Origin of the sequence: Paenibacillus sp. FSL H7-689 (genome assembly GCF_000517905.1) — a bacterium.
Lineage (GTDB): Bacteria > Bacillota > Bacilli > Paenibacillales > Paenibacillaceae > Paenibacillus > Paenibacillus amylolyticus.
This window is the reverse complement of sequence record NZ_ASPU01000066.1, coordinates 194550-220176: the sequence shown is the minus strand read 5'-3', so window position 1 is coordinate 220176 and position 25627 is coordinate 194550. Positions and strand designations below refer to the sequence as shown.

Sequence of the window (25627 nt, the reverse complement as noted above, 5' to 3'; positions counted from 1 at the left end):
TACCAGATATACAAAAAGTATATGGTACGCTCATGCGTAACGTCAAGACCATATGGAAAATTTAGGAGTGATACTCATGGCTAAGAAAGTCGTCGTCAATATTCATAAACTCACGGAAAAACATAATATCTCGCTGCGCGAACTAGCACGATTATCTGATATCCGTCACGCTGCGTTAAGTGAGTTGCAGTCTGGGAAGCGAGAGAATATCAATTTTGCTCATATTGAGCGGATTGCAGAAGCTTTAGATATTGATGATATAAGAGAAATTATTGAGATCCGAGATAACTTCTAGAATAATTTCAAAGAACTATTACAAGATTCTATCGAAACTTTGAAATAAGATTGATAATTCAACAATATCCAATTAGATTAACTCCTCCTCTATTTGACTTTTTCAGTTGCACTTGAGGAGCCCGCTCACAAATTTTTCATAAAACCGGCCAGATCAAGTTTTATTATTGTACCAACTAAAATAAGGTAGTTTGTTCTACAAAAGAATTTCTAATAGTGTTTGATTCTATTTCTGTACCTCTCTTAATCCAGTTATCTAACTGCTCCGGAAGTATATTTAGGATTTCACACATCTCCGAAAATTTATAATCTTGCTTTATATAATCTTTGATTACAGGCCATACTAAATAAAATAAATCTGTATTATTTTTCTTCACCTTACTGTCACTTTTGATATTTTTTAGAAGTTCAACAATTGATTGAGTGCTATCATTTGTATATTGAATAATCATTGAATTCTTCTCTCTCATTTGAAGCAATTTTATGTTTCCTTCAGGTGCATCTTGACTAGCCCTTACTATGAGGGGCACCCAAGAATTTTTTAAATTCTCATTAGCTCCCTCCCAAGTTCCACCTTTAGTATTTGAGGAAACTACAACAGTGCCTTTAGATTGGGTGTAAATATATTTATTACGTCCCATAGCATTAAATCCAGTAAATCGAGCAGAAGGATGTACAGCAGATAAAACGACTAGATTACCGTCTGAAATTGCATTTCGGAAATCTCTTTTCCTAAGTAACATTCCTAGCTCTGAATGGACAAACGATACTACTTGACCTCCATACTCTAAAGCCTCATTCTGTGAAGTAAGATCAATTCCTTTGGCACCACCAGATACTATTAAAGCTCTATCTTCTACAACTCTACGAACAATTCGTTTTGTAAACTCCACACTACTTTCATCAGCATCCCTAGAACCAACAAACCCTATGGCACTTGAATGCAACAAACCTCCATTTCCTGTTCCATAAAAAAAGGGCGGCGATTGTTCTTTTAATAACTTCTTCACTCTTTGAGGGAAATTTTTATCACCACGAGTTGCAATCCATATTCCCATTCCTGCTAATTTTTCTATTTCAATAGCCATGCTACCAGCATATTTCATCAGGTTGCAAACCTTGTTTGCCATCGTTCTTGAAAGCAATAAATCTTGCATCAGATGATTTTCATTTTTATCATACAATGCTGCTGGTGTGGAGTACTCAGATTTTCTGAGTAATGTCGCAAACTTATTCCATTCGCCATGTGTGAACGGCTTTTGGTCTTTATCTTTGGTTTTTCTATACAATAGATCAGAGGTCAACAATAGAATAGCTAAACTCTCATCCGAAATCCTCTCCAATTAAAGTCACCCGCTTTCTGACGTTGAGGTCAATGCAAAAGGTAAAATATTTCTATAACCTGATTCTCGAAGTAAATAGCCTGCTACGGTAAAAGTCCATCTTGAATCAACCATATCATCTATTAATATTACACTATATCCAACATAATTGCTTTTATTCACTTCAATAGAGTCTCGTACGTTTTGTTCTTGCATTTGACTATTATTCATTAGTTTCTGCTCTGGACATGTTGATGTTTTAGTTAATAAATCAACATAGGGTAATTTCAAATGACTTGCAACTCTATTCGCAAACTCGCTTACTAAATTCGGCCGTCTTAACGATGGAATTGAAGTAACAATAAACTCTTCTTCATAATTATCAGTTATCCAATTTCTTAGAGCATCTGCTGCAGCAATTGCCAATTGTTCATCAAAGTAATTATCTTTATATTTTCCTCTGCGTACTAAGCGTCCCCAGCCACTATCACTATAACGGCTTAAAGCAAATCCAGGATCACACTGGCGATTTTCTGGAATTTTCGTTTTAACAGCCCATCGCTTACGTGGTTCAATATTAAAAAAGTTGCGCTGGAGAAAAATCTCAGCATCTACCACTACATCTTCTTCGCTGTCTGCACTTATAAATTCACCATTACAGTTTGAACATGTCCCACAGTTATTAGTATCTGGATCATCTAACTCATGTATAACAAATTTCATCAAACAATCTTTAGTGTATACAAAATCCTTCATACGCTCAAGTTCACGCTCTTTATTAGCTATCACATTAGAGATACGTGCATGCTCTAACTGAAAAGTATTAATTGTTCTTGAATATTCACTTCCACTTTTTAGTACCAAATTATCAATTTCTAATAACTTTAAACAATCTTTTATTGTTGTCTCAGCAAGATTTAACCTAGAGCATATTTCATTAACAGTAAGGCTATCTTCCGATTCTAACAAGCCTACAATCTCTAATATATCTTCTGATGCAGGGAAGGCATGACGAATGAAGTATTGTTGAATAGACTCATCTTCCTCTCCATGCAATAAAACTATGTAAGCATCATCCAAGTTGCGTCCTGCACGACCAATTTGCTGATAATACGTTAAAAGGGAATTAGGTATTTGGAAGTGAATAACAAAACCAACATCCTCTTTATCGAACCCCATACCTAAGGCTATATTTGCCACAAGAACTTTTACTTCATTTTGAAGTAGACTCTCTTCACGACTGATTCTTTCTTCTTTCGACAATCGCCCTGTGTAGTGCTCTGATGATATTCCTCGACTTCTCAACCAGCGAGCTACAAGTTCACAATCGCCGATTGTAGCACAATAAACTATTCCACTACCTGGCAAGTTGTTAATATTACTTGCTAACCATGCTAGCCTATTTGCTTTTTTGGGCATTACTATTGTCTGAATATGAAGTGATTCTCTAGCTAACGGTCCACGAATAACTTCCATTGAGCCTAACTGTTCCTGAATATCTTCAATAACTCGATTATTAGCTGTTGCTGTAGTTGCTAAAACCGGCACTTTAGAAGGCAAAGCGCGGACAATCCTAGAAATACGTCGATAATCTGGACGAAAATCATGTCCCCAATCGGATACGCAATGGGCTTCGTCAATAACCAACATACCAATGCCCCCACGAATCAAGGGTATTGTTCTTTCCATAAAGTGTTCATTTGCTAGACGTTCAGGTGAAACAAATAAAATATCAATATTATTTTGAGACAGGTCTTTTTCTATTCCTGTTAAATCCTGTCTATTAAGCGAACTAATCGTAGCTGCACGTAATCCCAACCTTGCAGCTGACTGCATTTGATTACGCATTAGAGATAAAAGTGGACTGATCACAATTGTTGGTCCTGCTCCAGCATCCCGCATCATCCTTGTAGACAAAAAATATACTAAACTTTTGCCCCAACCTGTTTTTTGTACAACTAAAGTTCGTCCTCCTTGTAATACTGAATTGATCGCTTCCCATTGCCCCACTTTAAAAGAAGCACCTTTATTGAACATTTTCTCCAGATATTTATCCGCAGTAGATTTTAATGTCATTTTCTCTCAACCTCTCTATTATAACGTCATGATTAAATTAAGTTCCTGCTTTTCTTATTGCTACAAAAAACTAACTAGGTGTGACAGTAAGCATAAATTACTACAAGGAATTTATAAAAAACTTCGGGCATCCTAAGCTAAATTGACTGTGGCTTAATAATATATTCGTCACCTAAATCAACAATGTTGACCTTCATTTCCTGTGTAATACTATTGATTTCTGCCAAAGTCAAAGAAGAAGCAATAATACTCTGAGTGCTTAATTCAGATAGTGAATTAAATAATTTTCCAGTACTATTTATATTCATTTGTTGTTGCCCTGGTTCATCCATAATTATTATGTATGGATGATTCCCACCATGATGGTTTGAAACATAATTCAAAGCTAGAGTGAAAGCCCAACGTAACCTTATGAAATCACTAGCAGAAGAATCAAATTTGATATCAAATCCACGTACCATAGGAGTGTATTTATCAAGCGAGATTGATATTTCATTTAGCGGAGTACTACTATAACCAAATTGATCCAAATACTGTCGGAATTTTTTCTCAAACGACTCGAGCTTTTTTTTATCTAGCTTCGAGAAAAATTCCTCTGGTATTTTCTTGACTTTCTTTAAATATTCCTCCCACTGTTTTTTTAGAGAGTTTAGCAAAAGCTCGTACTTTTCGAAGCTACTATCAGCTTCTTGAAGTTCTTTTATCTTCCATTTTAGATTGAGTGTCTCTTCAATGTCTAAATTTGATAACATTCTAGGATCTTCTCTCAGTTCTAATTTCAGACTTCTAAGTCTTCTTCTCTCCTCTTCTAATGCTTCAGTAATTGCCTTTAATCTTTTGTTCTTGTCGTTCACAAAATTGTCTGACTGATTTAAAGCGAATTTCAAAGTAGCAAGCTGATCTTTTATATATTTTATGTTTTCATCAAGAGTCATGGGTTGAAATTCTATATCTTGAGGAAGTAAGGTTTCATGTATTTTTTGATTGCAAGTAGGACAAATACCTTGAGCAACATATAAATCTTTGTTTGAACCAAGGTCAAGTAACCTCTTTGCATCTTGATTACTTTTTAAATCTTGTTGTAACTGAGTGAGGTTTTCTTCCAATGTTTTTCGAGTAATAACATCGGAGTTAATATCTTGCCGGACTGAATTTGCTTCATTTTGAAAAGCTAAAACCCTATCCTCAGTATTATTAATTCTTGCTTCGTGTTCTTTCTCGACATCCTTGATACTTCTTACTAATGTAGATTTCTCATTTAATTCATAAATCTTTTCAGAGATACTTTCTGTTAGACGGACTAGTTTTTGAGTGTCATCATATACAAAAATTTCAAAATTGGATAACAGCTCTGGCTTTTCAGACAATCCTTCAACGGTTGCTCCAATCGTATAGGCTTTGTCTCTAATAGTATTTACAAGATTAATCCACTCTTGTGAAATTAACGCTCTTTCTATACGTAGTTCTTCTTTCTGCTTACTATTGTTTAAAACATCAAGTCCAAGAATGAATTCAATGGCTCTAATTGATAGCTCTCTGATTCCGTAATTGGTTGTTGGTTGAGCATAAAACGAGCTCCATCCTTTGATCTGTTCAATAAAGAATAAAGGAAATAAGGTTTGAATATATAGCAATCTCTCTTTGCCCTCGAATGAAGGCACTAGCGGCAGCTCCCACCCTACAAAGTCTGCTAAAAATGAATGAAAACCGGCATCGTTTTGTGCTGAGCCTGGAAGATGAACATAAAAATCTTGTTTTTCAAACTTTTTTATCTCTGTTAAAAAAGGGCCGAATTCTACTTCTACTAATCTTTCGTCTCTTGATGTACTTGTGATCCATCTCCGAATTGTAATCCTTTTTTTGTGCATGTTTGATATCTGCAATTCAACATTTGATTCTAGTACTTTGCAGATATTCCCTTGATATGTCAACTCTTCTCGTAATACTGGTTTCATTGTTTTCCCGTTTGTGCCACCTAATAATTCTTCAACACCCAAAGCATATAGAATAGAGTTAACGTATGAACTTTTACCCGTAGAGTTTTTTGCCCTCACTATATTTAGGCCATCGGAAAATGCAGTGAACGTTTCAAATTGCCCATGATCAGTGACAACATTTAATTTCAATGCTTCTATTTTAAGTTTTACCATTTTAAACTAGCCTCTCTTTAAATAGAGTAGAAATAACCTTATCTGTTACTTTCAATCCAATCTTCGATAGAAGTGCTTTCTCTGAAATAAGTATACTGGATTCTTTAATTATAGCTTTTGCAAACTCTGTCCCCTTAGTAGACAGAGTGAACTTTCCTGTAGATTCACTAAATGAGATTAGTTTATCTGCAACGGCAAATTGTAAAGCTCTGTTAACGCTGGGGTCCATATTAATTAGCGGAGGAGTTACTAATGGATCTTGAATAAGCATTAACAAGACTGTATCTCTTTCTTTTGATTTAAATGCCCAGTTTAACAGTTGAAATTTCAACAGATTAGCACTGTTTCCCCTAGAAGCCATCGATAGCACCAAAACAATTTGCGCAATTTTTGTTAATGGCCTATATTCCGGAGAGACAGGTACCTTTCTGCGGGTAAATGTAATCCTTTTAGCGTGTTCATATGGTAAGTCCATATTAGCCCCCCTCCTCAAAGTCAAGTGGGCAACGTACTAACCAGTCTGCTTCAGCTTCTCTGATAACATCTTCTTGTAGAACAAATGAAATCATGTTGCCAAAAGCTTCGCTTTCTAAAGCGGATTTGTACTTAGTTTGAATCACTCTATTAAATTCTTTAGGTTGAAGATCACTTAAAAGTAATTCCTGCTCTATGTGTGTTTCAATTCCATTCTTTATACGAACCAGTTTTTCTAATAAGATTGGATGACTATCTCTTAACTCATCCATAACATTCTGACCCTTTATCAAGTTTCTGATAATGATATCAACGTATTTATTAGTATTAACTTCTGCATTGTTACTGCCCTTAAAAAGTTTGGATATCTTTGTAAATAAGACTTGTACAGATTCAGCTTCACATTGCTTCCAGTTGATTATCTCTTCTGCACTAGGAACCGATACATTCACATCTATTTTCTCGTTCAAAACAGCTTTGACATACAACATCTCTTCGACAAAAAAACCTTCATCTTGAACTAAGACATCAAATTCATCATCTAGGAGCTCTTTTAAATCAGCTTTACCCTTGTACTCAGATGCCTTTTCTTGACAGTGAGATATTAGCTCCTTATTTCTAATAATAGGAGTCAAGAAAATCCATTTTTTGATTTTTACTCTCCCCATATATTTGATTAATTCTTTTTTATTTTTGATTAATTTCCCTAAATCAGCTGTTACTTTATTTCGCTGTGCCTCGTATAATTTTTTGCTTTCGTACTCTTCGTCTGGACAATAGCATTGAAATACAACCCCCGTTCTTGTAAATCCTTCAATTCCCAAATCTCCTTGAGTATGAGCAATCATCTCTTGATAGCCTTCAGACTCATACTTTTTCTTTAGAAAAAGCTGACATGCTTCTTCCCAACTATCTCCATTATATTGACCAAAACGAGTCTTTATCATGTCAAACCTCCTGCTAAAACGACAATATTCTCTATATTCCCTTCCAATACAGACTAATTCACTACTAAATTCCTACATAATTATTATTCTACTCCAATGTACCTAGTACCTTCCAAACATACGTTTCCTTATCAAGTTCGATTAATGGATTACTTATTGAAGCTTTTAACCTATCATCTGTTCAAAAAATTATCATCCAGGCTCAACTTGTTTAACAAATCATTTATTATGTCAGTGTATATAGATTTGTTCTTTAAAGAAATTGTCATTGCAAATAAAACTATTAAATTCAGCATGGAGTTTTGTTAAGCTCAGCCAAGCCTACTACTAATGTGAAAGTGATGAAAAAGATTGATTTCATGTTGTTAAAAGCAACTATAACCCCCTATTTGACAACCCCCTCAAAAAGATCTACCCTAATAACGAATCATTCATTCACTATTAAGGAGTCGTTCCCGATGGTGCAAGCCAAGAAAGACGAAGTCAGGAAAGAGATTGAATATGCGGCGCTCAAGGTCTTTTTTGAAAAGGGTTATATGGATGCCAAGATGAGCGATATCGCGGATGAGATCAATATTTCCGTGGGCAATATCTATACTTATTTTAAGAACAAGAAAGAACTTTTTTACGCCGTCGTGCCGCCGGATTTGGTGGATTATCTGAAAAATGTACTGGTGGAGACGATTCACTTCGATAACCAGACCTTGTTCGAGGAAACGGATAGCGAACGAAAGTCGGCGCTGTTGCAGGAACAGGTGGACGTATTACGGAAATACCGGAATCAGATTGTCATCATCTTCGAAAAGAATAAAGGAACCATCTACACCAACGCCAAAAATGAGCTTGTTGAGCTGATGATCGAAACCAAGAAGGCCTATCTCAAAAATCAATATAAACGGTATGAGATTGGAACCGAAGAGAATTTGATCTTACTGAACATCCTCGCACACAATGTGATCGACATGAACCTGGATCTATTGAAGCGGGATATGAGTGAGGACAGTCGGAAACAAATATTCGAAGCGTTGTATGTATACAGACTATACGGTATGAAGAGTCTCAACGAATAACGCTCCATCTCATCATTTATGCCGGATAGACAAAGCGTGCAAATCAGATCAACTTCACATGGTTTGCACGCACAAAAAACTCATCATAGATCAGCCTATTTTTTTGACCTAAAAATGAATTAATTATTCATTATTGAAAAAGGCATCATCGTTACCCTCTAACCACTCACTTCACCCACATTCTAAGGAGGAACACAACATGAAAACCGCTCACGCATTAAAAAACGTCAATCTGATCCACGGCGACTCAAGCCGCAATCTGCAAAATAACATGACCATTCTCGTCAATGAGCAAGGACTTATTACGGATATCGGTCAAGATAACGAACTACTTATCCCAGGTCACTACACAACGATCGACCTCTCAGGGAAATACGTGATGCCTGGATTAATTAATGCCCACGTACACCTCTTTGCAGATGGTAAACCGTTCAGTCTCTCGGTCAGTGAAGAATTGTTGCAGTTCGCATATGATCGGATATTGAACACGAAATTCGGCAGAAGCGTTTTGAAAAAACGAATGAAACGCAACGCGCTGACCGCACTCCATGCGGGTGTAACCACGATGCGCAGTGTGGGGGAATTCTTTTACACGGACGTACAGTTGCGGGATGAGATTAATCATGGTGACTTTGTCGGTCCTAATCTGCTTGTCTCCGGGTTTTTCCTAAGTGTCACGGGCGGACATGGCGCTCCATTTCTGGCTCTGGTTGGTGACTCCCCATGGGAAGCCAGAAAAAATGTGCGCATCAATGTGAAACACGGTGTGGATCTGATCAAAATCTGTGTGACGGGTGGCGTGACGGATGCGAAAATGGTGGGCGAAGCTGGTCGTTTACAGATGACGGTGGACGAAGTTGCGGCGATCTGTGATGAAGCGCATAAGATTGGCCTGCGGGTGGCAGCGCATGTGGAAAGCACGGAAGGTGTACGCATTGCGTTACAGGGGGGCGTCGATACCATCGAGCACGGTTCGGAGATGGACGACGAAATCATTCGTTTGTACAAAAATAATCCCAATGCCCTGAATGGCTACACCGCACTCATCCCCACCTTGCAAGCCGCCTATCCATCCGCTTCACTAGATACCAGCGTAACGAAGGTCAGTGCAACGGTAAAAGAGAATTCAAGACTCGTCTACGATTCCATGCTCAAAGGTGTGAAACAAGCGATCGAAAACGACATCACCATCGGGATCGGTACCGATGCCGCCATGCCTTACGTGACTCACTATGATATGTGGAGAGAAATGGATCACTACATGAGACAGGCCAACCTGAATAACAAACAGGTCATCGACATGGTGACTCGAACTAATGCGAAGATTCTAGGTGTTGATGATGTCACAGGGACGGTGGAGATTGGGAAACATGCTGATCTGATTATGATGGAGCAAAATCCGCTGGAACATATCGAGGCCTTGTCAGACATCTCTATGGTCATGGTCAAAGGAAATCTAATTCAAACACCATCTGTCACAAGAATCAAAGAAGTCGACGATGTTCTAAACTCAGTTTGGTGAGTCCGAGATCGAGATCCAAATTAGTTGTGAATTCATGCTAGGCATAATACTCAACCTTGTTGGTTGAACTACTTTGAACTACTTCGCCCTATCCAATAAATAAAGGCAGTCGATGACACTTCGACTGCCTCCTAAGTTTATGAAATTATCTTTTTATCTTGTAATCTTTACCGTTAGCTTATCGATTCAATGGTAAGCTTCTGATATGTTCTACTTTTTCTTAACTTACAACTCCAAGCTTGCCCCGTTGGATGCGATCACCTTTTTATACCAGTGGAAACTGTTCTTTTTGCTTCTTTTCAGGGTGCCTTTGCCCTCGTTATCCTTATCTACATAGATGAATCCGTAGCGTTTTCCCATCTCACCAGTGGATGCACTAACGATGTCGATGCACCCCCAAGCTGTGTAGCCGATAAGATTAACGCCATCACGGACAGCCTCTCTCATTTGTTCAATGTGAGCGCGCAAAAACTCAATTCGCTACGTATCGTTAATGGTGCCGTCCTCTTCAACGACATCCACTGCACCCAGACCATTCTCTACAATCATCATCGGGATGCGATATCGATCATAGACGTGGTTCAGCACGTATCGAAGTCCAACCGGATCAATCTGCCATCCCCAGTCCGTAGCTTTCAGATATGGATTTTTGTATCCACCAAAGACGTTACCTTGGGTCTCATCACCCTCTGGACGGGTACCCACCACGTGAGATTTATAGTAGCTAAAGCTATAGAAATCAACACAGCCTTGTTTTAACACCGCTTCGTCTTCTGCTGCCATCTCAATCTGAATATTGTTCTCTTCAAAATATCTCTTCGCAAAGTCAGGGTATTCCCCTCTAACTTGTACGTCACTGCTCATCATATTGTTGATCTGATCCATTCTCAGAGCCTTTAACATATCTTCCGGTTTACATGTGCTTCCATAACCATGACTATAATTAATCATACAACCAAGTTTGAAGTCTGGATTAATCTCATGTGCAAGCTTGACAGCTTTGGCACTCGCGACGAATTGATGGTGCAACGCTTGAAATCTCATCTGCGTGCTATCCACTGCTGTATTGTTAAATACGCCGCCTTTTTTATCAACCAGAAGTCCTCCTGCCAGGTAAGCACCTGCCGGAACAATCAGGCTATTAATCTCGTTAAAGGTGATCCAGTACTTCACCACGTCTTTGTAACGATTAAAGATTGTGTCGCAATATTTCACATAACAATCGATCATTTCTCTGGAAGCCCAAGCATTGAATTTCTTAGTTAAAGCAAACGGTGCTTCATAATGGGAAATTGTAACGATGGGTTCGATATTATACTTTTTCAATTCATTGAACACATTGTCGTAAAATTGAAGTCCTGCTTCATTCGGCGCTGCATCGTCTCCGTTAGGGAAAATTCTGGACCATGCAATGGACATTCTGTAACAACGGAAACCCATCTCTGCAAACAAACGAATGTCTTCCTTGTAATGACGATAAAAATCTACTGCTTCATGAGAAGGGTAATGAACCCCCTCTTCAGTCGTTATCGTTATCCGACGGGGAACCGTATGGGTTCCGCCCGTCATCATATCGGCTGTACTCGCTTTTTTACCATCAAGGTTCCAGGCACCTTCGTATTGATTCGCCGCTGTTGCACCGCCCCACATGAAAGATTCAGGGAAACCATTTTTGTTAGACATAAACAAGTCCTCCTTAAATAATCTTGATGAGATTTTCACCGATTGTAATGGATGCTTTGTCCGTTGTGATGACATCTACAAAATCATCCGAATTCGTAACAATGATCGGTGTAGTCAGATCATAACCTTTAGCCGCTATGGCATCTGTATCAAACTCAATGAGCAAATCTCCAGCTTTTACACTATCGCCTTCTTTGACGTGAACCTTGAAATGCTCACCTTTCAGTTTCACGGTATTCATCCCGATGTGAATGAGAAGCTCCGCACCATCATTTGAACTAATACCGATGGCATGGGACGTAGGGAAAACCGCAGATACCACACCATCTGCCGGTGCTACAAGTTTTCCAACCGTAGGTTCAATAGCGATCCCTTTTCCCATAGCACCCGTTGCAAAAGCTTCGTCCTTAATCGTGGATAACTCCAGAACTTTACCAGTCAACGGAGCAGTGAGGACATGTTCAGAAACACCGGCAACTGGCGTACGATCGTTCGTAGCAGATTTTTCTTGTGTTGCTTGATTCTTTCCATCCTCAGGTACATCTTCAAATCCTAAGATCAGAGTCATAATGAATGTCACTACAAATGCAATCACACAACCAATTGCGGCATGAACCAGGTTCCATGGATGATCCGTGATAAATGCGGGCAGCGTAGCTATACCTGCAATACCTAGAGCCGATCGAGCTACACCGAACAATCCAACATATATACCCGCTACAGCGCCACCAACGATTACAGCGATCAGCGGTCTTTTCAAGCGTAGATTTACACCAAACAAAGCGGGTTCGGTAATTCCGAGCAGGGCAGTTACACTTGTAGAATATGCAACTTGTTTAAATGCTTTATTTTTAGTTCGGAGAGCGACCGCAAGCGCAGCTGCACCTTGAGAAATATTGTGTACAAGCATACCTGGACCAACAATACTATCGGTTTTCGTCTGAGCATAAGCAGTGAGCACAACAGGTCCCAAACTATAATGCATACCTGTCATAATCAAGAACGGGAATGCCCCGCCGATAATACCAGATACTAACCAACCTGCATGTGTATTAACAAAAGAAACGCCTGACGCCAGGTAGTTACCCGCGATGGCACCGATTGGACCCAGTACAATCAGCGTTAGTGGAGCCATAATAAGAATCACGATCAATGGTTTAAGAATGGATTTGATAACCGATGGAGAATACTTCTCGGCAAAGCGTTCAACATACGACAAGACCCATACCGCTAAAATAATTGGAATAACTGACGAAGTGTACGTCGCCGGAGTGACAGGCAGTCCTAAAAACGCAACAGGCTCACCTGCAGACATCAACGCCCCTAATGAAGGATGCAACAGAACACCAGCAATAGTTAATGCAAAGCCCACATTAGCTTTAAGCTTAACAGCCGCACTCCAGGCAAGCAGCATCGGCAAGAAGTAATACGCTGCATCACCGATAAAGGTCATAATTGTATTGAATTGCCCATCCAGATCAACGAGATCAAATGTTTTCAAAATAAGAAGAACGGCTTTGATCATCGCACAACCAATCATGGCTGGCAGAATCGGTGTGAATATTCCGGAGATCGTGTCCAGAAGCGTAGTCAGTTTTCCCTTTTTCACAGTAGGAGCATCGTCATTGGTTGCAAAGTTCCCCAGCTTCGTCAAAGCTTTATACACATTGTTTACCTCATTACCAATAATAACCTGATATTGCCCACCACTGCTGGCAACACCCACAACACCTTGTACATTTTTCAATGCTTCATTGTTCGCAACTTTCTCATCTTTCAGATTAAATCTCAATCTTGTAGCACAGTGTGTTACACTATCTACATTTTTTTCGCCACCCACTAGTTTCAAAATATCGGCGGCTGTGCTTTCATGTTTCATGTGCTGCTCCCCCTCAACCGTTTTTAGGTATAAAAAAAGACCTAGAATTCTATCGAATATAGATAAGCTCTATACACGATGGAACTCTAGGTCTTGCCTGCCTCACCAGTAACAATCCTAGTTTACTCATTATAGTGGCTGATGAATCAGTCCTTCTCTTCATCAATGACCCTTTTGATATGAACCGTTAAATACACCAATTCATCTTCCGTTAATTCTTTTCCATAATCGACTCGAATCAGCTGTGCAATCCGGAGACTGCATTGATATTCATTCGCATACTTTTCTTTAATGATATGGAGAAAGTCGCTGTCACTGCTTTTCACAACCGTATGATTAAACAAGCGATAGGCGAAAAACTTCAAATGTGTGACTAGTCTGGAATAATGGAGTGAGCTTTCATTAAAATGTATATTAAACTGATATCGAATAATATTCAAGACTTTATGAATCAACTGTGTAATCTTCATGGTCTCTTCCATTTCAGATCCAAGTTCTGCATTGACGATATGAAGGGCAATAAAGCCTGCCTCATCTTCAGGCAGTGTAATGTTAAATTCCTCATTAATCATATCCCGGGCTTTCATAGCCACGCGAAATTCATTGGAATAAAACGCTTTAATTTCAGACAACAAAGCATTATTGAAATTCATACCCTGCTTGTAACGTGCCACAGCAAAATTAATATGGTCCGTTAACGTTAGATATATATTTTCATTGAGTTCCTTGTTTAAGGACTGCTTGGCATGTTGAATAATGCTGTCGGACACCCGAATATACTCCATGGGAATCTGGGCGAGCAAGGCATATAATTTACCTGTTACATTTTTGGATTTCAGGAAAAATTCCTTCTCAATCTTACCTGTCTCCACGAGATCTCCCTTTTTCTTCTGAAAGCCAATGCCACTTCCCAGAAGCATCATCTCCTGTTGTCGTTCATTGACCGCAGAGACGACATTATTATTAATAATTCGCGTGATTTTCATACGAATCTCCTTTTATAATGAAACGTTAACAAGATTTAGCAACAAAAAAAAGACCATTAATAATGCCCACATCGTATATAGCCTATACATGTTTGCATATCAATCGGTCTTGCCTGCTGATCAGTAACAATCCTGATTATATTCATTATTTACTTGTACGATTATCTTAGTGGAAGACGTTATATTTGTCAATTGGAGAAAACCTTTATAACTCAAATTAATCATTCAATCCTTTGCCCTCCAGGATCGGCTGCATGTACTTCTCGATTCGTGACACTTTTGTCTTGGATTGCTTTGGTTGTGAGAAATAATAGAGATATGCCCGCTGACGTCCGGGTGTCAGTGCTTCAAATGCATCTCGGAAAGCAGGATTCTCATCGAATTGCTGTTGAAGTTCCTCAGGAACGCTATATTCGGCAGTTTTTTTCATTTCCACTTGCAATCCGGCCTGTTCCACTTCAATCGCTTGCTGGATATAGGCTTTGATCATAGCCTCCTGCTCCACAATCTGCTCCAGACTGGTGAAGCGAAGCTGGCGTTCTGCCTGTACATTCTCCGTTTGCTGGACCAAAATGCCGTGCGAGTCCTTCAGCAGAGCACCTTTGAAGAACAAAATAGCCACGTATTCTTTGAATCCATGGATTAAAACGATGTTTTTCCCATCCAGCATGTAACAAGGGTGCATCCATTTCATATCTTCTGTCAGTTCAAAATCCCGAATAAACTCTCTCAGCTTTGTGGACTCTTCCTGCCACGTTTTGAGTTTCTTTAGATAGCCGTCAACTTTGCGATTCCCACTTGTATCCGTCATGGAGAAATACCTCTCTTTATCTCATGTTCTTATAGGATCAATTGTACTGGTTTTCAGTGGATTGTACAGCGTTGCTTACAGAGCTTTTATTGACTTTTCTACTTGAATTTAAACCTTAATAGCAACAAAGACCATCTTGTTAGATGGCCTATCATTTAATCCAATCCCATCTAATAAGTTTCAATCGACAGTTTACCATACCCATAGTAAAATAATGGAATGTCTATTGCCATAATTCCAACATACGAAAGGATGATTTAAATGAGAGAGTACACAGTTGTTCCAGGTCCGAAAAATGTTCAAGTAAACCGAGGTGATACTCAGGCTGCTGTTAATTTATTTGCGGATATCATCAATCACAAAGCACAATCTGGATGGACCTATCAATCCATGGAGTCGCTATCCGTCACTGAGAAACCCGGTTGTCTCCAGCAACCTGTTACAACGCATCATTATATGCTGATTTTCTACAGAGAGATTTAATAATAGTACAACAATCATGAGAAACTCAGAATCTGAGGAACTGATATATAATAACATGCCATCCGAAGAAGAACTTATTAGACTCTTACATACACATCATGAAAAAAACGACCCTCGAAGCAGTTTCTATATAAGAACTCATGTTATTCCAGAAATCGATTGGTTGAAGTCTTTGCTTAACGTTACACTTGCATTATTCGCAGGTCTAATCATCTCTATGATATGTTTCTATCTCTTGAATCCATTCATTCCAGTATATGCTTTGCTGAGTGCCCAGATTGTTTTCATAGCAAGTATGTTATTCATAGTTCTACGACGTGTTAGAGCAATCCTGATATGGAGTATTAGAATTTATCAACGTTTTGCCCCCATTGAAGTGAGGAACAAATGTCGTTTTGAACCAAGCTGTTCTGTGTATATGATTCAAGCTATTGAGAAATACGGGGCGATTAAAGGTCTTTCCTTGGGCATTCATCGTCTTCGCAAATGTAATATCAACGGTGGAGGATATGATTATCCGTAACAGCAAAAGGTCCATAGACAATCTATGGGCCTTTTGCTTTGGTTAACATTTCTGGCTTAAGCTAATATCCAGTAGTGATAATGTCTCATTTTCCAACATGGAGGAAGCTATCATCATGAAGTCTTCAGCCCCAATTTCAAAATGACCTTTACGAAATGGAAACCCCCAATTGCGATTCCCGCGTGTAAAACTGAGTTGGTCTAACAACGTTGCGATCTTTACTTCTCGACACGGAAGATAACGAAGATCTCGGCGAAAGGGTACAAATGATTCCGACATCTGATATTGGTAGATCCTGTCGTCGGTAATTTGACCAATAGCAGTAAAAGCCTGAAGTGGCTTGCCAGTTGATATGTCTGTGCGTGGAGAATAGTATATCAGCCAATCACCCGCAGACATTTGTCGCAACAGCGCTGACTTGCCATGGCACAACTGCGCAAACCCTCCCTCTACCGCTACATTCACATGAGAAGCAGATACAACGCCAATCCAATATTTGCTGTCCTGATTTGGTTTCATGGATACATCCCATTCCCCTCTCTCGTTTACATTTCCAGATTCGATTTCAATCGATCCAATTGTAAAAAATGATGTCTGTAGTGCATCTCTATCAACAAAAACCACTCCTGAGCATTTAGAGCGCCAAGCCTTGGATGACGTATTTTGTTGTTTACGGACGCTTGGTATAAAAGGGATTCTGTACTCCTCATTCGTTTCACGACCATGTGAAGCCCATCAATCAAGGACTCCATGCTCTCGGATGGTTGCGGGGTATACTGCGGGGAAGCAGGAACCTTAATTGGAACGGGAGGGAATTGTCCTAATTCGAACACTCTCCTACCCAGTTCTGTTTTTTCCTCACCTGAATTTAACGTCGAATCCTCGCTGCTCAAACACTGCTCAATATTATGCAGATGCAAGAAAAGCGCTGATTGAATCAAATGTACATACATCTGTCCAATAGACCATTCCTCTTCACTTTGTTTTTTAAGTAAGCTACCCATATCCAATTTGTTCAGTTCTGCCAAATATCGTTCTACTGCCGTTTCAAATGATTTCAATACTTCCGTTGTACTTCTCATCCTTCAACCCACTCCTCTTGATCTGTGATATATCAAAGTATAAAAAAACACTACTGACAGGTGTATGTCAGTAGTGTTTTAAGATGTTTTTGGCTACTTCCTGCATTCGGAAGCGCAAAGACTCCGGCTCCAAGACCTCGATATCTCCACCCCAGCCAAGTAAATAATGCAAGATTTCTTCCGGGTAGCGGACACGAAAATGAAAAATGACACCTTCCTCTTGCTCCTCAAATGCATCCATATAAAAATGTAGGGCCTCCATAACTTTGTCAGCAATTTCAGGTTTTGCTCTGATTAATACTTGTTCGTTACGGTCGTCAGGAGGTCGATAACTGTTTAGATCAAAATCCGGTGGCAAAAGGAATTGATCCTCCAGCACGGAAAGTTCAGTCATCCGTGACAAACGAAAATGACGGATGTCTTGTCGCATATCACAACGTGCAATTAACATCCAATTCTCCTGAACCAGTGAGAGTCCGTAGGGTGAAACCTCACGCATATTATACCGATTGCCATCCGTTCCTGGCATTTTTTTCAGGTACATAAAACTGATTTTACGTTGCTCCAAAATGGCATTACGAATCTGGTTAAGGTATGTTTTCACCCGTGCTCGGGTTAAAGGTTCAACCGTATGAAGCAGTCGCATCGTTTCCCGAACACGTATTGATTCGTTTCGAACGGCTTCTGGTAAAATCGCTTCAATTTTTCGTTGAGCCGACTTAGCCTCCATCGCGTATTCTGTATCCAATCTCTGTTCGATAAAATCAGCTCCCATGAGCAGGGATACGGCTTCCTCTGCGGTGAAGCTTACCGGGGGCAGAAAATATCCTTCCATGAGGGAATACCCATGACCCGGAGCACCCATAATCGGAACACCAGCTTCGCTTAACGCCTGTATATCTCGATATATCGTACGTACACTTGTCTCAAATTGAGCAGCTAAATCTTCTGCTCGTAGCATCTTTCTTCGCTGCAATTCAAGCGTAATCGCAAGTTGCCGCTCCGTTTTGTTCATTTTCTAGCCCCCACCGTTTCATCATCCAAACCTAACTTATTCTAACACAGTAACTTGTCTTTTCGTTTCGTGAATTAAAGCAATGGCACGTCTCAAATATCATCCAAGATGAGATATTCTTAATCCCCAAAAAAACTGATACCCCAAAAGGATATCAGTTTTTTGTTTACTTTATATCTGCTCTATATACGGTTAATTCTCTTTGTTATTTCTTACACGTACATGGCCAGCAACAAGTTATAGATCATCGTCGCAGCTTCCGCTCGGGTCGTTTCACTTCCTGCACGAACCGTATGGTCCGTATATCCACTCACAATCTTGGCCTGCACCGCTGCATCCAGTGCTTCTTGTGCCCAAGATGGCGTCTGCGATGCATCGGTGAAACTTGGTTTAACGGAGGTATTACCGGACATTCCGGCTTGTGCATCTGAACTTACTTTCAGCGCATTCGCCATCATAACAGCCATCTCGGCACGGGTAATGGTCCGATCAGGCTTAAATGTGTTATCACCGTAGCCGTTCACAATTCCGGCTTGCACGGCTGCGGCAATATCACCTTTTGCCCAGTCTGGCAGACTACCTTGATCTGCAAATGTCAGATCCGACTCCACGGACTTCAATGCCAGCGCCTTACTGAGCAACGTAACAAACTCTGCCCGTGTGATCTTCTTCGATGGTTGGAACGTACCATCTGTGTAGCCTTGAATCACGTTCATGCCCAACAAACGATCTGCGTAGTCGGAAGCCCAGTGTCCATTCAGGTCAGACAGATTCACCGGTGTGTAACTGGACACAACGAATGTACCCAGATGATTAACATTGGCCGTTATGCTTCCTGCTGCATTCATCTTGCCACCGATAAATACCCAGCTCTGACGAGCTTCATTATAGTAATAGATTGCAGGTTGGGTGCCATTAGGCAGCACTGCCGAATCCACATTCAGGCTCAATGCCGCCTGATCATTCAACGTTCTTCCGCCACTGCGGCTAATCTGTACAGCTTGTCCAAGTACATTCAGGGAAGCTGTATTCTGCAACTTGTCCTTGGTAACCACAGACACTTGCAGCGTATCCTTGGAACCAATGGCTCCCGATGGAACATTGAATTGCACGATGTCTTTCAAACCCGTTTGGACCGGCTGATTCACTTCCACCTCTACCTTCACTTCAGTGGATGAATCTGACCCCGTTTCCGGGTTCGTTGGTGTGGTTGGAACGGTAGGCGTTGTTGGTACACTTGGTGTACTTCCTCCAGAATTCCCACCAGAGTTGCCTCCATTACCTCCACCTGAACCCCCGCCGCCATTGCCTGAGCGGGCTTGTACAGTCACGGTACGGATAACTTCCTGTGCCGCATTACCAGCGATATCCTTCACGTTATACCGAAGGGTGTAGATCCCTGCTGCTTGTGTGTTCACCGTGCCATCCACCTGCACGGAACCACGGATGCCGACATTATCAGAAGCCTGTGCTCCAGGCTCGTTGTACGTATCTCCTACGTTCAGCGTCATCTGGCTGCTACCTTGCAGGGTGATGACGGGAATCTCACGGTCTATTTTAATGACCAGAGGTAAAGTATACGTTTGTTCCAGATCGTCTGTTGCTCGGAATAAAAGGTTGTGCTCTCCCGGCTCCGTTACCTCCAAAGGTGTATTCTCTGTATAAAGTTCATACGTCTGCCCTCCATCACGGGACAACTCGATAATTGCGGAAGTAGCAGGCGCGTATACTGCGCTGGTTACACTAACCGTTACGGACTGGTTCGTCCATGTATCCGTGTGATACGGCTGGCCGTCAGCGGTAGTCATGTTGCTTTTTAATACCAGCGCCTGATTATTCTTGCCTTCCACAATGACAGTGAACGTTTTGGGTTGTGACTCCGTGCCACGTTGCACGGTTGCCGTCAGTTCCAATCGCTCATTATTGTCCGGTTGCGTTAGCAGCTTGCCCTCGTTATTCATTAGTTCCGGGTTGGAGCTGGACCAGCTAATCGTTGCACCATGCTTCCCTTCAACAGGAAGGGTAAGATCGGAATGGACCGCGTTCAGATCGCCCAGATCGATTGCTTGAAGTGTATCGGTTACCGCCTGTGCATCACTGTAAGGTGTGGCACTCATGAAGATTGGGTTGGAGTAGAACCACAGATCGCGATAGTTGCTATCGTTAATTTGATTAAAACGGGTCGTTGCATCAGCTGTCGTATTTTTCGGATCAAGTTGTGGTTCACCATTTACAGTCTCACCTGTCACGTTCATCCCCAGATTCGTACCGCGCAGGCGGAAATACTTGTCCTGGTCTGTGGCTTTGATCTTGGTTGTGATGACATTATAGCCTTCGGCATCTGTCGTCCAATCGTTGGATGTGAAGGTAGCCAGTACTTTGGTAGAGTCGTTGGTGTCTTTATTATATGCGGCTGTACCCTTCTGGGCCTTGGCTGTCACATCCCCAGCGATGAGATCAACGTGATCCACCACGGGTACTTGTCCAGCGGACGTACCACTGTTGATTGGATTTTCATAGTTGTTGCTCGTCGTTGGACTCTTGAAGCGAATCTTCAGCTCTACTTCATCGCCTTGAGTCACATTAAGGTCTCCGCCCATCTCAACCTGAGCACCCGCTCCGGAAGCTGTAAAGTCCAGTGCGTTGATCAGGTCGCCGAATACGGAAAATGATTTTCCCGAACGCAGTCCATTCAGAACAGCCTGCATACCTGTACCCTCAACCCACGAATAGGTCTTAGCATATTCGCCAGGAAAATAACCACTGGAATTCGTGCCAATCGTCTTGAAGTGGTAATCCGAATTGCCATAGTTCCAGAAGTGACGTCCTTCTCCCAGCAATGCATCCCATAGCCCGCCAACCTTGGCAACCATATAGTCTACACCGCCGTATGTACGGTATTTGTATCCATCATCTGCGGTCGGATTAGCTACATTGTAGCTTGTGTTGTACCCTCCACGATCCGGTTCCATCTGGTTACCCAACATGCCTTCGATACCAAATACCACTTGTGGAGCCAGATCGTTGAACTCACGGAAGTCCGCGATGGTATATTTGTTTTTGCCGCGTGAAGGATGGTTGATCATCGCATAACTTGTCATTGGATAGTTCGTTGCGAGCCAATTGATAGCGGTTAAGGCATCCTGATGAGACGTGTAAGCACGCCCTCCGTTCTGATCCCATTTCGCTACGTCAGCTGCATTAAACAGATTCGCTGCGCGATTCGTGAAGCGGTACTCGAATTCCTTGGCAGCGTTCAGCGCTTCGGTTGAGTTCGGCTCATCCGTAAGAATCCCCACCCCAACGTGTTCATGTGTTGGCATGTCCCATTCGAAACCGGAGAAGATCGTTTTCCCTGCGTATTTGCCCGCATCCTGAAGGGCCTTGATCTGTGGTACCTGATATTCATTCATCCCTTGGGACATGGGTATTGGTCCACCCGAAATGTCGTTCCCGTTGTGATCTCGCTTGGATAACCGCAAATGATCCGTAAGCGCGATCCAGTCCAGTCCATATTTTGTTAGACCCGCATCGAGTACGTCCTCCAGTGAAACCTGTGCATCATCAGACTCAAACGTATGTACATGCAAATCTCCCGTTTGCCAAGAACCTGTTGCCGAGCTGTTGATTGATGTGTTATCCCCCGCATCTGCATACGTTATCGCAGTAGGGAAAGCCCCCATGACCATCCCTGTAGCCAAGGGTATAAGTGTAAGCATAGCGAGCATTTTCTTGCCTTTATTAATGAACAAAATCATCCCACCACCCGTTCTGAGTTGTTGTGTCGGGAGTAAATATAAGAGACTTTTGGGGGCAGGGTCAACGGCCTGGAAGCATGTATTTAAAATTTTACATATACCTGCATTCTTTCATATTCCCTTAAAGGTTTTTCTAACTTATCCTAACGAAGTTATACTCTATACTGCTCCATATTGGGGGAGTGAATCTAGGGATAACGCTGCAAATAGGAGGTGATACAAAATTCAGAGATTGTTCACGATTCAGGAAAGTTCCACCACTGCTGTGGATCATTAGGAGGAGAATTGGTGTAGGCGAAATGATGAAGTGGAGAAGATAGTGGGTTTTGTAAAAAAAATCAGGGTTACGTATACGCTGAGCATAGAAAAAAAGCACCCACGAACTACAGGCATAATATGCCCTGAAGCCGCAGGTACTTTGGATTGAGCAGGATTTTGTATCAGCCTTTACATCTTTACTTTTGTGAACTGGGGACGAGTTGTTTGTGAAATCCGACCTATCTCCACTTTATAATTAAACTGGAAAAATACGATATATAAACCGATAATGTTGAAGATAGCTAACAACGCAAAGATCATTATTCATTGAAGGAGTTGCACATTTTTGAAAAGATTCTATCTAGGTTTTGGATTAACGATCACCATTATCATTGTACTATTATCAAGCTCTACTCCAACAGAAGCAGCATCGAAGAAAGTAACCTTAAAATTGTCAGATGGAGCGACGTACTATGGTGAAGTTTTAAACGGGAAACCTCATGGTAAAGGAACCGCGAGATGGGGAAAAACCGAAGTTTACTCTGGAGATTGGGTGAGTGGTACACGGCAAGGAAAAGGCAAGTATACATATACATTAGTTGAAGGTGGAGGTGTCCCCTTTGAGGATTACAATGAATCTAATATGGGCCATGGAACAGGTGAATTCACTACAAAAACCTACACCGGATCATGGATTAATGATACATATCATGGTAAAGGAAAAGAAATTACGCAATGGTTAGAAGTACAGTATCTTACTTCTGATGGCAAGGTTTACCCTGTACATGACCGTTACAACAACACCATTAACGATGGAACATTCAATCAGGGCAAGATGTCTCAGGGATATTACGCAATCCACTCTTCAGATACTGTCTCACTAGGATATACTGATCATACAACTACGATTACTCTCAAAAATGATTATTTCAACGAAAAGTTAACCGGGGATAAGGACTTTTTTGACACGATTATCAATTATAACAAGAAACACGGTTCTTCAGAAAAATATATCGGGATTAAACCATCCGAATTCTCCAAAGGCACATTAACTAGTGGCAAATTCACGGGGGTTACGCATCTAATCGATTATAGTGATTCAGTTAGTTATTCTAAGCAAGTCATAATGAACGATAACGTATTAAAAGAGAATCACATAACATCTACAGCCTTTCATAAAGATCGCAAGAAGACCATTAATGAATTCCTGCAAGCTATTAAGCCCTATTCAGTCAAAATCAATACCATCTCTGACGAGATTATGTCATTAAAAGACATTAACTATGAGCAAATGATTCCCTAGGTAGTGGAGGTCACAAAATGAGAAAAAAGCGATGGATTGTTAGTATAGTCATTTTAATTATCATACTTTTCATGAGCGAATTGATGATTTTGTCCTCAGGAAAGGTTGGCGTTCTCAACATAACGCAGAGAGTCATTTCAGGTGCACCTCATGTTATCGTTGAAGGGCAGACACTGTCTTACCAAGGTAAGGTTCATTGGGAGGATATCCAAAGTAGTATCGAAGAATATTCCGTAAGCGATGAAGGAACGGTCTTGTATAAAGCACTAGGCACCCCTGTCCCACCACCTTGGATATATGTGAGAAAAGGAAACCATCAGGGTTTCCGATATAAAATCCCGCAGCTTCCCTGGAAACTATAAAATGATCTGAGAACTTCACGAGCGGGCATCATCAGATGTCCGCTTGTGCTATGAATTTGTAGTCTACCTCGCTCAATGGTGACATCTCCTATGGTTCAGGTATCAAATACAATCCACACTATTGTTCCTCTCACTTTTCTTCCAATCCATTAAACTGCCTGAGCATGGCGGTGAAACGCTCCAGTTCCTTATCATCCCATCTGGATATACGGTTATAAAAAGCTGACTCCTTCTCCTTGAGCGCACCAACCGTCGATTGTTGACCAAGTTCCGTAAGAGATAGTAACACCCCGCGCCGATCCTTGGGGTCTTGCTCTTTGCTAACATATCCCGACTTTTCAAGTTGTTTGATTAATCGGCTGACCGAGCTGCGGTCCATTGCATTTGCTTCTGCCAAAGCCGCGGCGCTTGTTGGGCCATAGGAGTAGAGCCACCGTACCAGTTGAAAAGCGGCAGGTTGCAGGTTCGCATCAAAACGCTCGGCAGACCGAACGTTAAGCGCATGCGATGCACTGATCAGTGCATGAATCTGCTCACCCAGCGCTAGCTCCAGGGTTGCTCTATCTTTGGTTTTGACTGGATTTTCACTCATTATTGTTAACTCCCTCTCCCTGAAACATGAAAGTAGACTCTTGAAATATAGTTGACAAATATCAATTAATATTTATAGTTGATTTATATCCATTATATAATTCCGAATCTATTCGTGTCAAAAGGAGATCTTCTTATGAAAACTAAACATCCCATTATTGTAATTACCGGAGCAACAAGCGGTTTAGGGCAGCTTGCTGCCATGGAACTCGCCAAACGCGGGACACATCTTATACTTACAGCCCGAAGCAAGGAACGTGCCGAGGCTACCAGGTACAAAATTAAGGAAATCATGCCTTCTGCCAAAATCGAATTTTTCTATGGAGACTTGTCCTTACTGAGTGAAGTAAAACGTATTGGGCTTGAGATTGCAGCCGCTTATCCGCGTATAGACGTACTTTTGAATAATGCCGGACTTCATGCTTTTGAACAGCGAGTCACGTCCGAAGGATATGCCGAGATGATAGCCGTCAACTATTTGGCGCCTTGGCTATTAACGCACACCTTGCAATCTTCCCTGATTCAATCCGGCCATGCCCGAGTCGTCAATGTTGCATCTGAAGCTTCGCGGAATCATGGCACACTGGTGTTGCCAGATGACTTAACGGATATCACTCCTTTTACTGCACGCGGTTCCTCTCCAATCTATGGCAAAACCAAACTGCTCAATATTATGTTTACTGGGGAACTAGCCAGACAATGGCGTGGAACCAGAATTCGCGTAAATGCCTTGAATCCTGGCTTTAATGTTACGGGTCTTGGACGAGAGCTATGGTTTGCAAGTGTGCTTGAACGCATGTTAACCTTTTTGCACATCGGCGACCCGCGCCGGGGTGCGGATATCATTACTAGGTTGGCTGTGGATTCGAAGTATGGCGAGGTATCAGGAGGATATTTTAATGTGGGAACTGGAGCATCTATTGTTCCTATACATCCTGGCGGAGATGAGGGCATGCAAAACAGACTGTGGATCGTTACGAAACAACTGATGAAAGATCACGGCGTGCTGGATTAATTGAACAAGAACAGGGGTGTTCC

Annotated in this window: 21 protein-coding genes and 1 pseudogene; 8 read left to right on the top strand and 14 right to left on the bottom strand. The window is 41.2% G+C overall.

All coding sequences use genetic code 11. The features are described 5' to 3' along the window. Window positions 1-76: 76 nt before the first annotated feature. A complete protein-coding gene (locus C170_RS29185; RefSeq protein ID WP_036617234.1) occupies window positions 77-295 on the top strand; it encodes a helix-turn-helix domain-containing protein in 219 nt (72 codons plus the stop codon). Window positions 296-470: 175 nt separating this feature from the next. Here C170_RS29185 and C170_RS29180 read toward each other — a convergent pair whose 3' ends face one another. From C170_RS29180 to C170_RS30300, 5 genes are all read right to left on the bottom strand, one after another. Continuing rightward, entirely contained in the window at window positions 471-1637 is a 1167-nt protein-coding gene (locus C170_RS29180) for a DNA-processing protein DprA (RefSeq protein ID WP_051447465.1), read from the bottom strand. 6 nt (window positions 1638-1643) lie between these two features. Further along, entirely contained in the window at window positions 1644-3692 is a 2049-nt protein-coding gene (locus tag C170_RS29175) for a RecQ family ATP-dependent DNA helicase (RefSeq protein ID WP_036617231.1), read from the bottom strand. Between the two features lie 137 nt (window positions 3693-3829). Next, a complete protein-coding gene (locus tag C170_RS29170; RefSeq protein WP_036617229.1) occupies window positions 3830-5842 on the bottom strand; it encodes a hypothetical protein in 2013 nt (670 codons plus the stop codon). Between the two features lies 1 nt (window position 5843). Next, window positions 5844-6317 (bottom strand): hypothetical protein, encoded by a 474-nt coding sequence (locus tag C170_RS29165; RefSeq protein ID WP_036617226.1) that lies wholly within the window; start codon window positions 6315-6317, stop codon window positions 5844-5846. A 1-nt stretch (window position 6318) separates the two neighbouring features. Beyond that, the gene (locus C170_RS30300) at window positions 6319-7263 is read right to left on the bottom strand and encodes a hypothetical protein (protein WP_051447464.1); all 945 of its coding nucleotides are present in this window, start codon (window positions 7261-7263) and stop codon (window positions 6319-6321) included. A 458-nt stretch (window positions 7264-7721) separates the two neighbouring features. Between C170_RS30300 and C170_RS29155 the strand changes: the two genes are divergently transcribed. Both C170_RS29155 and C170_RS29150 read left to right on the top strand, forming a co-directional pair. Then, window positions 7722-8333, top strand: a complete 612-nt coding sequence (locus C170_RS29155) for a TetR/AcrR family transcriptional regulator (protein ID WP_036617225.1) — start codon at window positions 7722-7724, stop codon at window positions 8331-8333. A 199-nt stretch (window positions 8334-8532) separates the two neighbouring features. Beyond that, window positions 8533-9855 (top strand): amidohydrolase family protein, encoded by a 1323-nt coding sequence (locus C170_RS29150; protein WP_036617223.1) that lies wholly within the window; start codon window positions 8533-8535, stop codon window positions 9853-9855. A 225-nt stretch (window positions 9856-10080) separates the two neighbouring features. Here the strand turns inward: C170_RS29150 and C170_RS29145 are convergent. From C170_RS29145 to C170_RS29130, 4 genes and pseudogenes are all read right to left on the bottom strand, one after another. Further along, a pseudogene (locus C170_RS29145) lies at window positions 10081-11538 on the bottom strand (glycoside hydrolase family 1 protein). A gap of 13 nt (window positions 11539-11551) precedes the next feature. Next, entirely contained in the window at window positions 11552-13417 is a 1866-nt protein-coding gene (locus tag C170_RS29140; protein WP_036617221.1) for a beta-glucoside-specific PTS transporter subunit IIABC, read from the bottom strand. A 146-nt stretch (window positions 13418-13563) separates the two neighbouring features. Beyond that, window positions 13564-14403 carry a BglG family transcription antiterminator LicT gene (gene licT, locus C170_RS29135; protein ID WP_036617220.1) on the bottom strand — a complete coding sequence of 280 codons (840 nt, stop codon included), beginning with the start codon at window positions 14401-14403 and terminating at the stop codon, window positions 13564-13566. Window positions 14404-14620: 217 nt separating this feature from the next. After that, window positions 14621-15214 (bottom strand): YdeI/OmpD-associated family protein, encoded by a 594-nt coding sequence (locus C170_RS29130; RefSeq protein ID WP_036617218.1) that lies wholly within the window; start codon window positions 15212-15214, stop codon window positions 14621-14623. 261 nt (window positions 15215-15475) lie between these two features. On the opposite strand from C170_RS29130, the gene C170_RS29125 reads away from it, so the two are divergent. Together C170_RS29125 and yidD are read left to right on the top strand one after the other, a co-directional pair. Next, window positions 15476-15697: a hypothetical protein gene (locus C170_RS29125; RefSeq protein WP_036617217.1), complete on the top strand. Its 222-nt coding sequence runs from the start codon at window positions 15476-15478 to the stop codon at window positions 15695-15697. A gap of 16 nt (window positions 15698-15713) precedes the next feature. Further along, entirely contained in the window at window positions 15714-16220 is a 507-nt protein-coding gene (yidD, locus tag C170_RS31625; RefSeq protein ID WP_327196680.1) for a membrane protein insertion efficiency factor YidD, read from the top strand. Between the two features lie 42 nt (window positions 16221-16262). Here yidD and C170_RS29115 read toward each other — a convergent pair whose 3' ends face one another. The 4 genes from C170_RS29115 to C170_RS30610 form a co-directional block, all read right to left on the bottom strand. Further along, window positions 16263-16739 (bottom strand): EVE domain-containing protein, encoded by a 477-nt coding sequence (locus tag C170_RS29115; RefSeq protein WP_036617214.1) that lies wholly within the window; start codon window positions 16737-16739, stop codon window positions 16263-16265. Between the two features lie 26 nt (window positions 16740-16765). Further along, window positions 16766-17302 carry a DinB family protein gene (locus C170_RS29110; RefSeq protein ID WP_036617212.1) on the bottom strand — a complete coding sequence of 179 codons (537 nt, stop codon included), beginning with the start codon at window positions 17300-17302 and terminating at the stop codon, window positions 16766-16768. A 67-nt stretch (window positions 17303-17369) separates the two neighbouring features. After that, window positions 17370-18317, bottom strand: coding sequence for a helix-turn-helix transcriptional regulator (locus tag C170_RS29105; RefSeq protein ID WP_036617209.1), 948 nt, complete (start codon window positions 18315-18317; stop codon window positions 17370-17372). Between the two features lie 212 nt (window positions 18318-18529). Beyond that, window positions 18530-22069: an S-layer homology domain-containing protein gene (locus C170_RS30610; protein WP_155985155.1), complete on the bottom strand. Its 3540-nt coding sequence runs from the start codon at window positions 22067-22069 to the stop codon at window positions 18530-18532. A 610-nt stretch (window positions 22070-22679) separates the two neighbouring features. On the opposite strand from C170_RS30610, the gene C170_RS29095 reads away from it, so the two are divergent. Both C170_RS29095 and C170_RS29090 read left to right on the top strand, forming a co-directional pair. Continuing rightward, window positions 22680-23636, top strand: coding sequence for a hypothetical protein (locus tag C170_RS29095; RefSeq protein WP_036617206.1), 957 nt, complete (start codon window positions 22680-22682; stop codon window positions 23634-23636). A gap of 17 nt (window positions 23637-23653) precedes the next feature. After that, window positions 23654-23998: a hypothetical protein gene (locus C170_RS29090; RefSeq protein ID WP_036617205.1), complete on the top strand. Its 345-nt coding sequence runs from the start codon at window positions 23654-23656 to the stop codon at window positions 23996-23998. 130 nt (window positions 23999-24128) lie between these two features. Here the strand turns inward: C170_RS29090 and C170_RS29085 are convergent, their stop codons facing one another. Then, entirely contained in the window at window positions 24129-24590 is a 462-nt protein-coding gene (locus C170_RS29085; RefSeq protein WP_036617203.1) for a MarR family winged helix-turn-helix transcriptional regulator, read from the bottom strand. 135 nt (window positions 24591-24725) lie between these two features. Between C170_RS29085 and C170_RS29080 the strand changes: the two genes are divergently transcribed. After that, entirely contained in the window at window positions 24726-25604 is an 879-nt protein-coding gene (locus C170_RS29080; RefSeq protein WP_036617200.1) for an SDR family NAD(P)-dependent oxidoreductase, read from the top strand. The last annotated feature ends 23 nt before the right edge of the window (window positions 25605-25627 follow it).

What these genes read in the sequence shown, in the direction of transcription:
- C170_RS29185 (WP_036617234.1), top strand. Translation starts at nt 77, where the DNA reads ATGGCTAAGAAAGTCGTCGTCAATATTCATAAACTCACGGAAAAACAT.
- C170_RS29175 (WP_036617231.1), bottom strand. Translation starts at nt 3,692, where the DNA reads ATGACATTAAAATCTACTGCGGATAAATATCTGGAGAAAATGTTCAAT.
- C170_RS29170 (WP_036617229.1), bottom strand. Translation starts at nt 5,842, where the DNA reads ATGGTAAAACTTAAAATAGAAGCATTGAAATTAAATGTTGTCACTGAT.
- C170_RS29165 (WP_036617226.1), bottom strand. Translation starts at nt 6,317, where the DNA reads ATGGACTTACCATATGAACACGCTAAAAGGATTACATTTACCCGCAGA.
- C170_RS30300 (WP_051447464.1), bottom strand. Translation starts at nt 7,263, where the DNA reads ATGATAAAGACTCGTTTTGGTCAATATAATGGAGATAGTTGGGAAGAA.
- C170_RS29155 (WP_036617225.1), top strand. Translation starts at nt 7,722, where the DNA reads ATGGTGCAAGCCAAGAAAGACGAAGTCAGGAAAGAGATTGAATATGCG.
- C170_RS29150 (WP_036617223.1), top strand. Translation starts at nt 8,533, where the DNA reads ATGAAAACCGCTCACGCATTAAAAAACGTCAATCTGATCCACGGCGAC.
- C170_RS29140 (WP_036617221.1), bottom strand. Translation starts at nt 13,417, where the DNA reads ATGAAACATGAAAGCACAGCCGCCGATATTTTGAAACTAGTGGGTGGC.
- licT (WP_036617220.1), bottom strand. Translation starts at nt 14,403, where the DNA reads ATGAAAATCACGCGAATTATTAATAATAATGTCGTCTCTGCGGTCAAT.
- C170_RS29130 (WP_036617218.1), bottom strand. Translation starts at nt 15,214, where the DNA reads ATGACGGATACAAGTGGGAATCGCAAAGTTGACGGCTATCTAAAGAAA.
- C170_RS29125 (WP_036617217.1), top strand. Translation starts at nt 15,476, where the DNA reads ATGAGAGAGTACACAGTTGTTCCAGGTCCGAAAAATGTTCAAGTAAAC.
- yidD (WP_327196680.1), top strand. Translation starts at nt 15,714, where the DNA reads ATGAGAAACTCAGAATCTGAGGAACTGATATATAATAACATGCCATCC.
- C170_RS29115 (WP_036617214.1), bottom strand. Translation starts at nt 16,739, where the DNA reads ATGAAACCAAATCAGGACAGCAAATATTGGATTGGCGTTGTATCTGCT.
- C170_RS29110 (WP_036617212.1), bottom strand. Translation starts at nt 17,302, where the DNA reads ATGAGAAGTACAACGGAAGTATTGAAATCATTTGAAACGGCAGTAGAA.
- C170_RS29105 (WP_036617209.1), bottom strand. Translation starts at nt 18,317, where the DNA reads ATGAACAAAACGGAGCGGCAACTTGCGATTACGCTTGAATTGCAGCGA.
- C170_RS29090 (WP_036617205.1), top strand. Translation starts at nt 23,654, where the DNA reads ATGAGAAAAAAGCGATGGATTGTTAGTATAGTCATTTTAATTATCATA.
- C170_RS29085 (WP_036617203.1), bottom strand. Translation starts at nt 24,590, where the DNA reads ATGAGTGAAAATCCAGTCAAAACCAAAGATAGAGCAACCCTGGAGCTA.
- C170_RS29080 (WP_036617200.1), top strand. Translation starts at nt 24,726, where the DNA reads ATGAAAACTAAACATCCCATTATTGTAATTACCGGAGCAACAAGCGGT.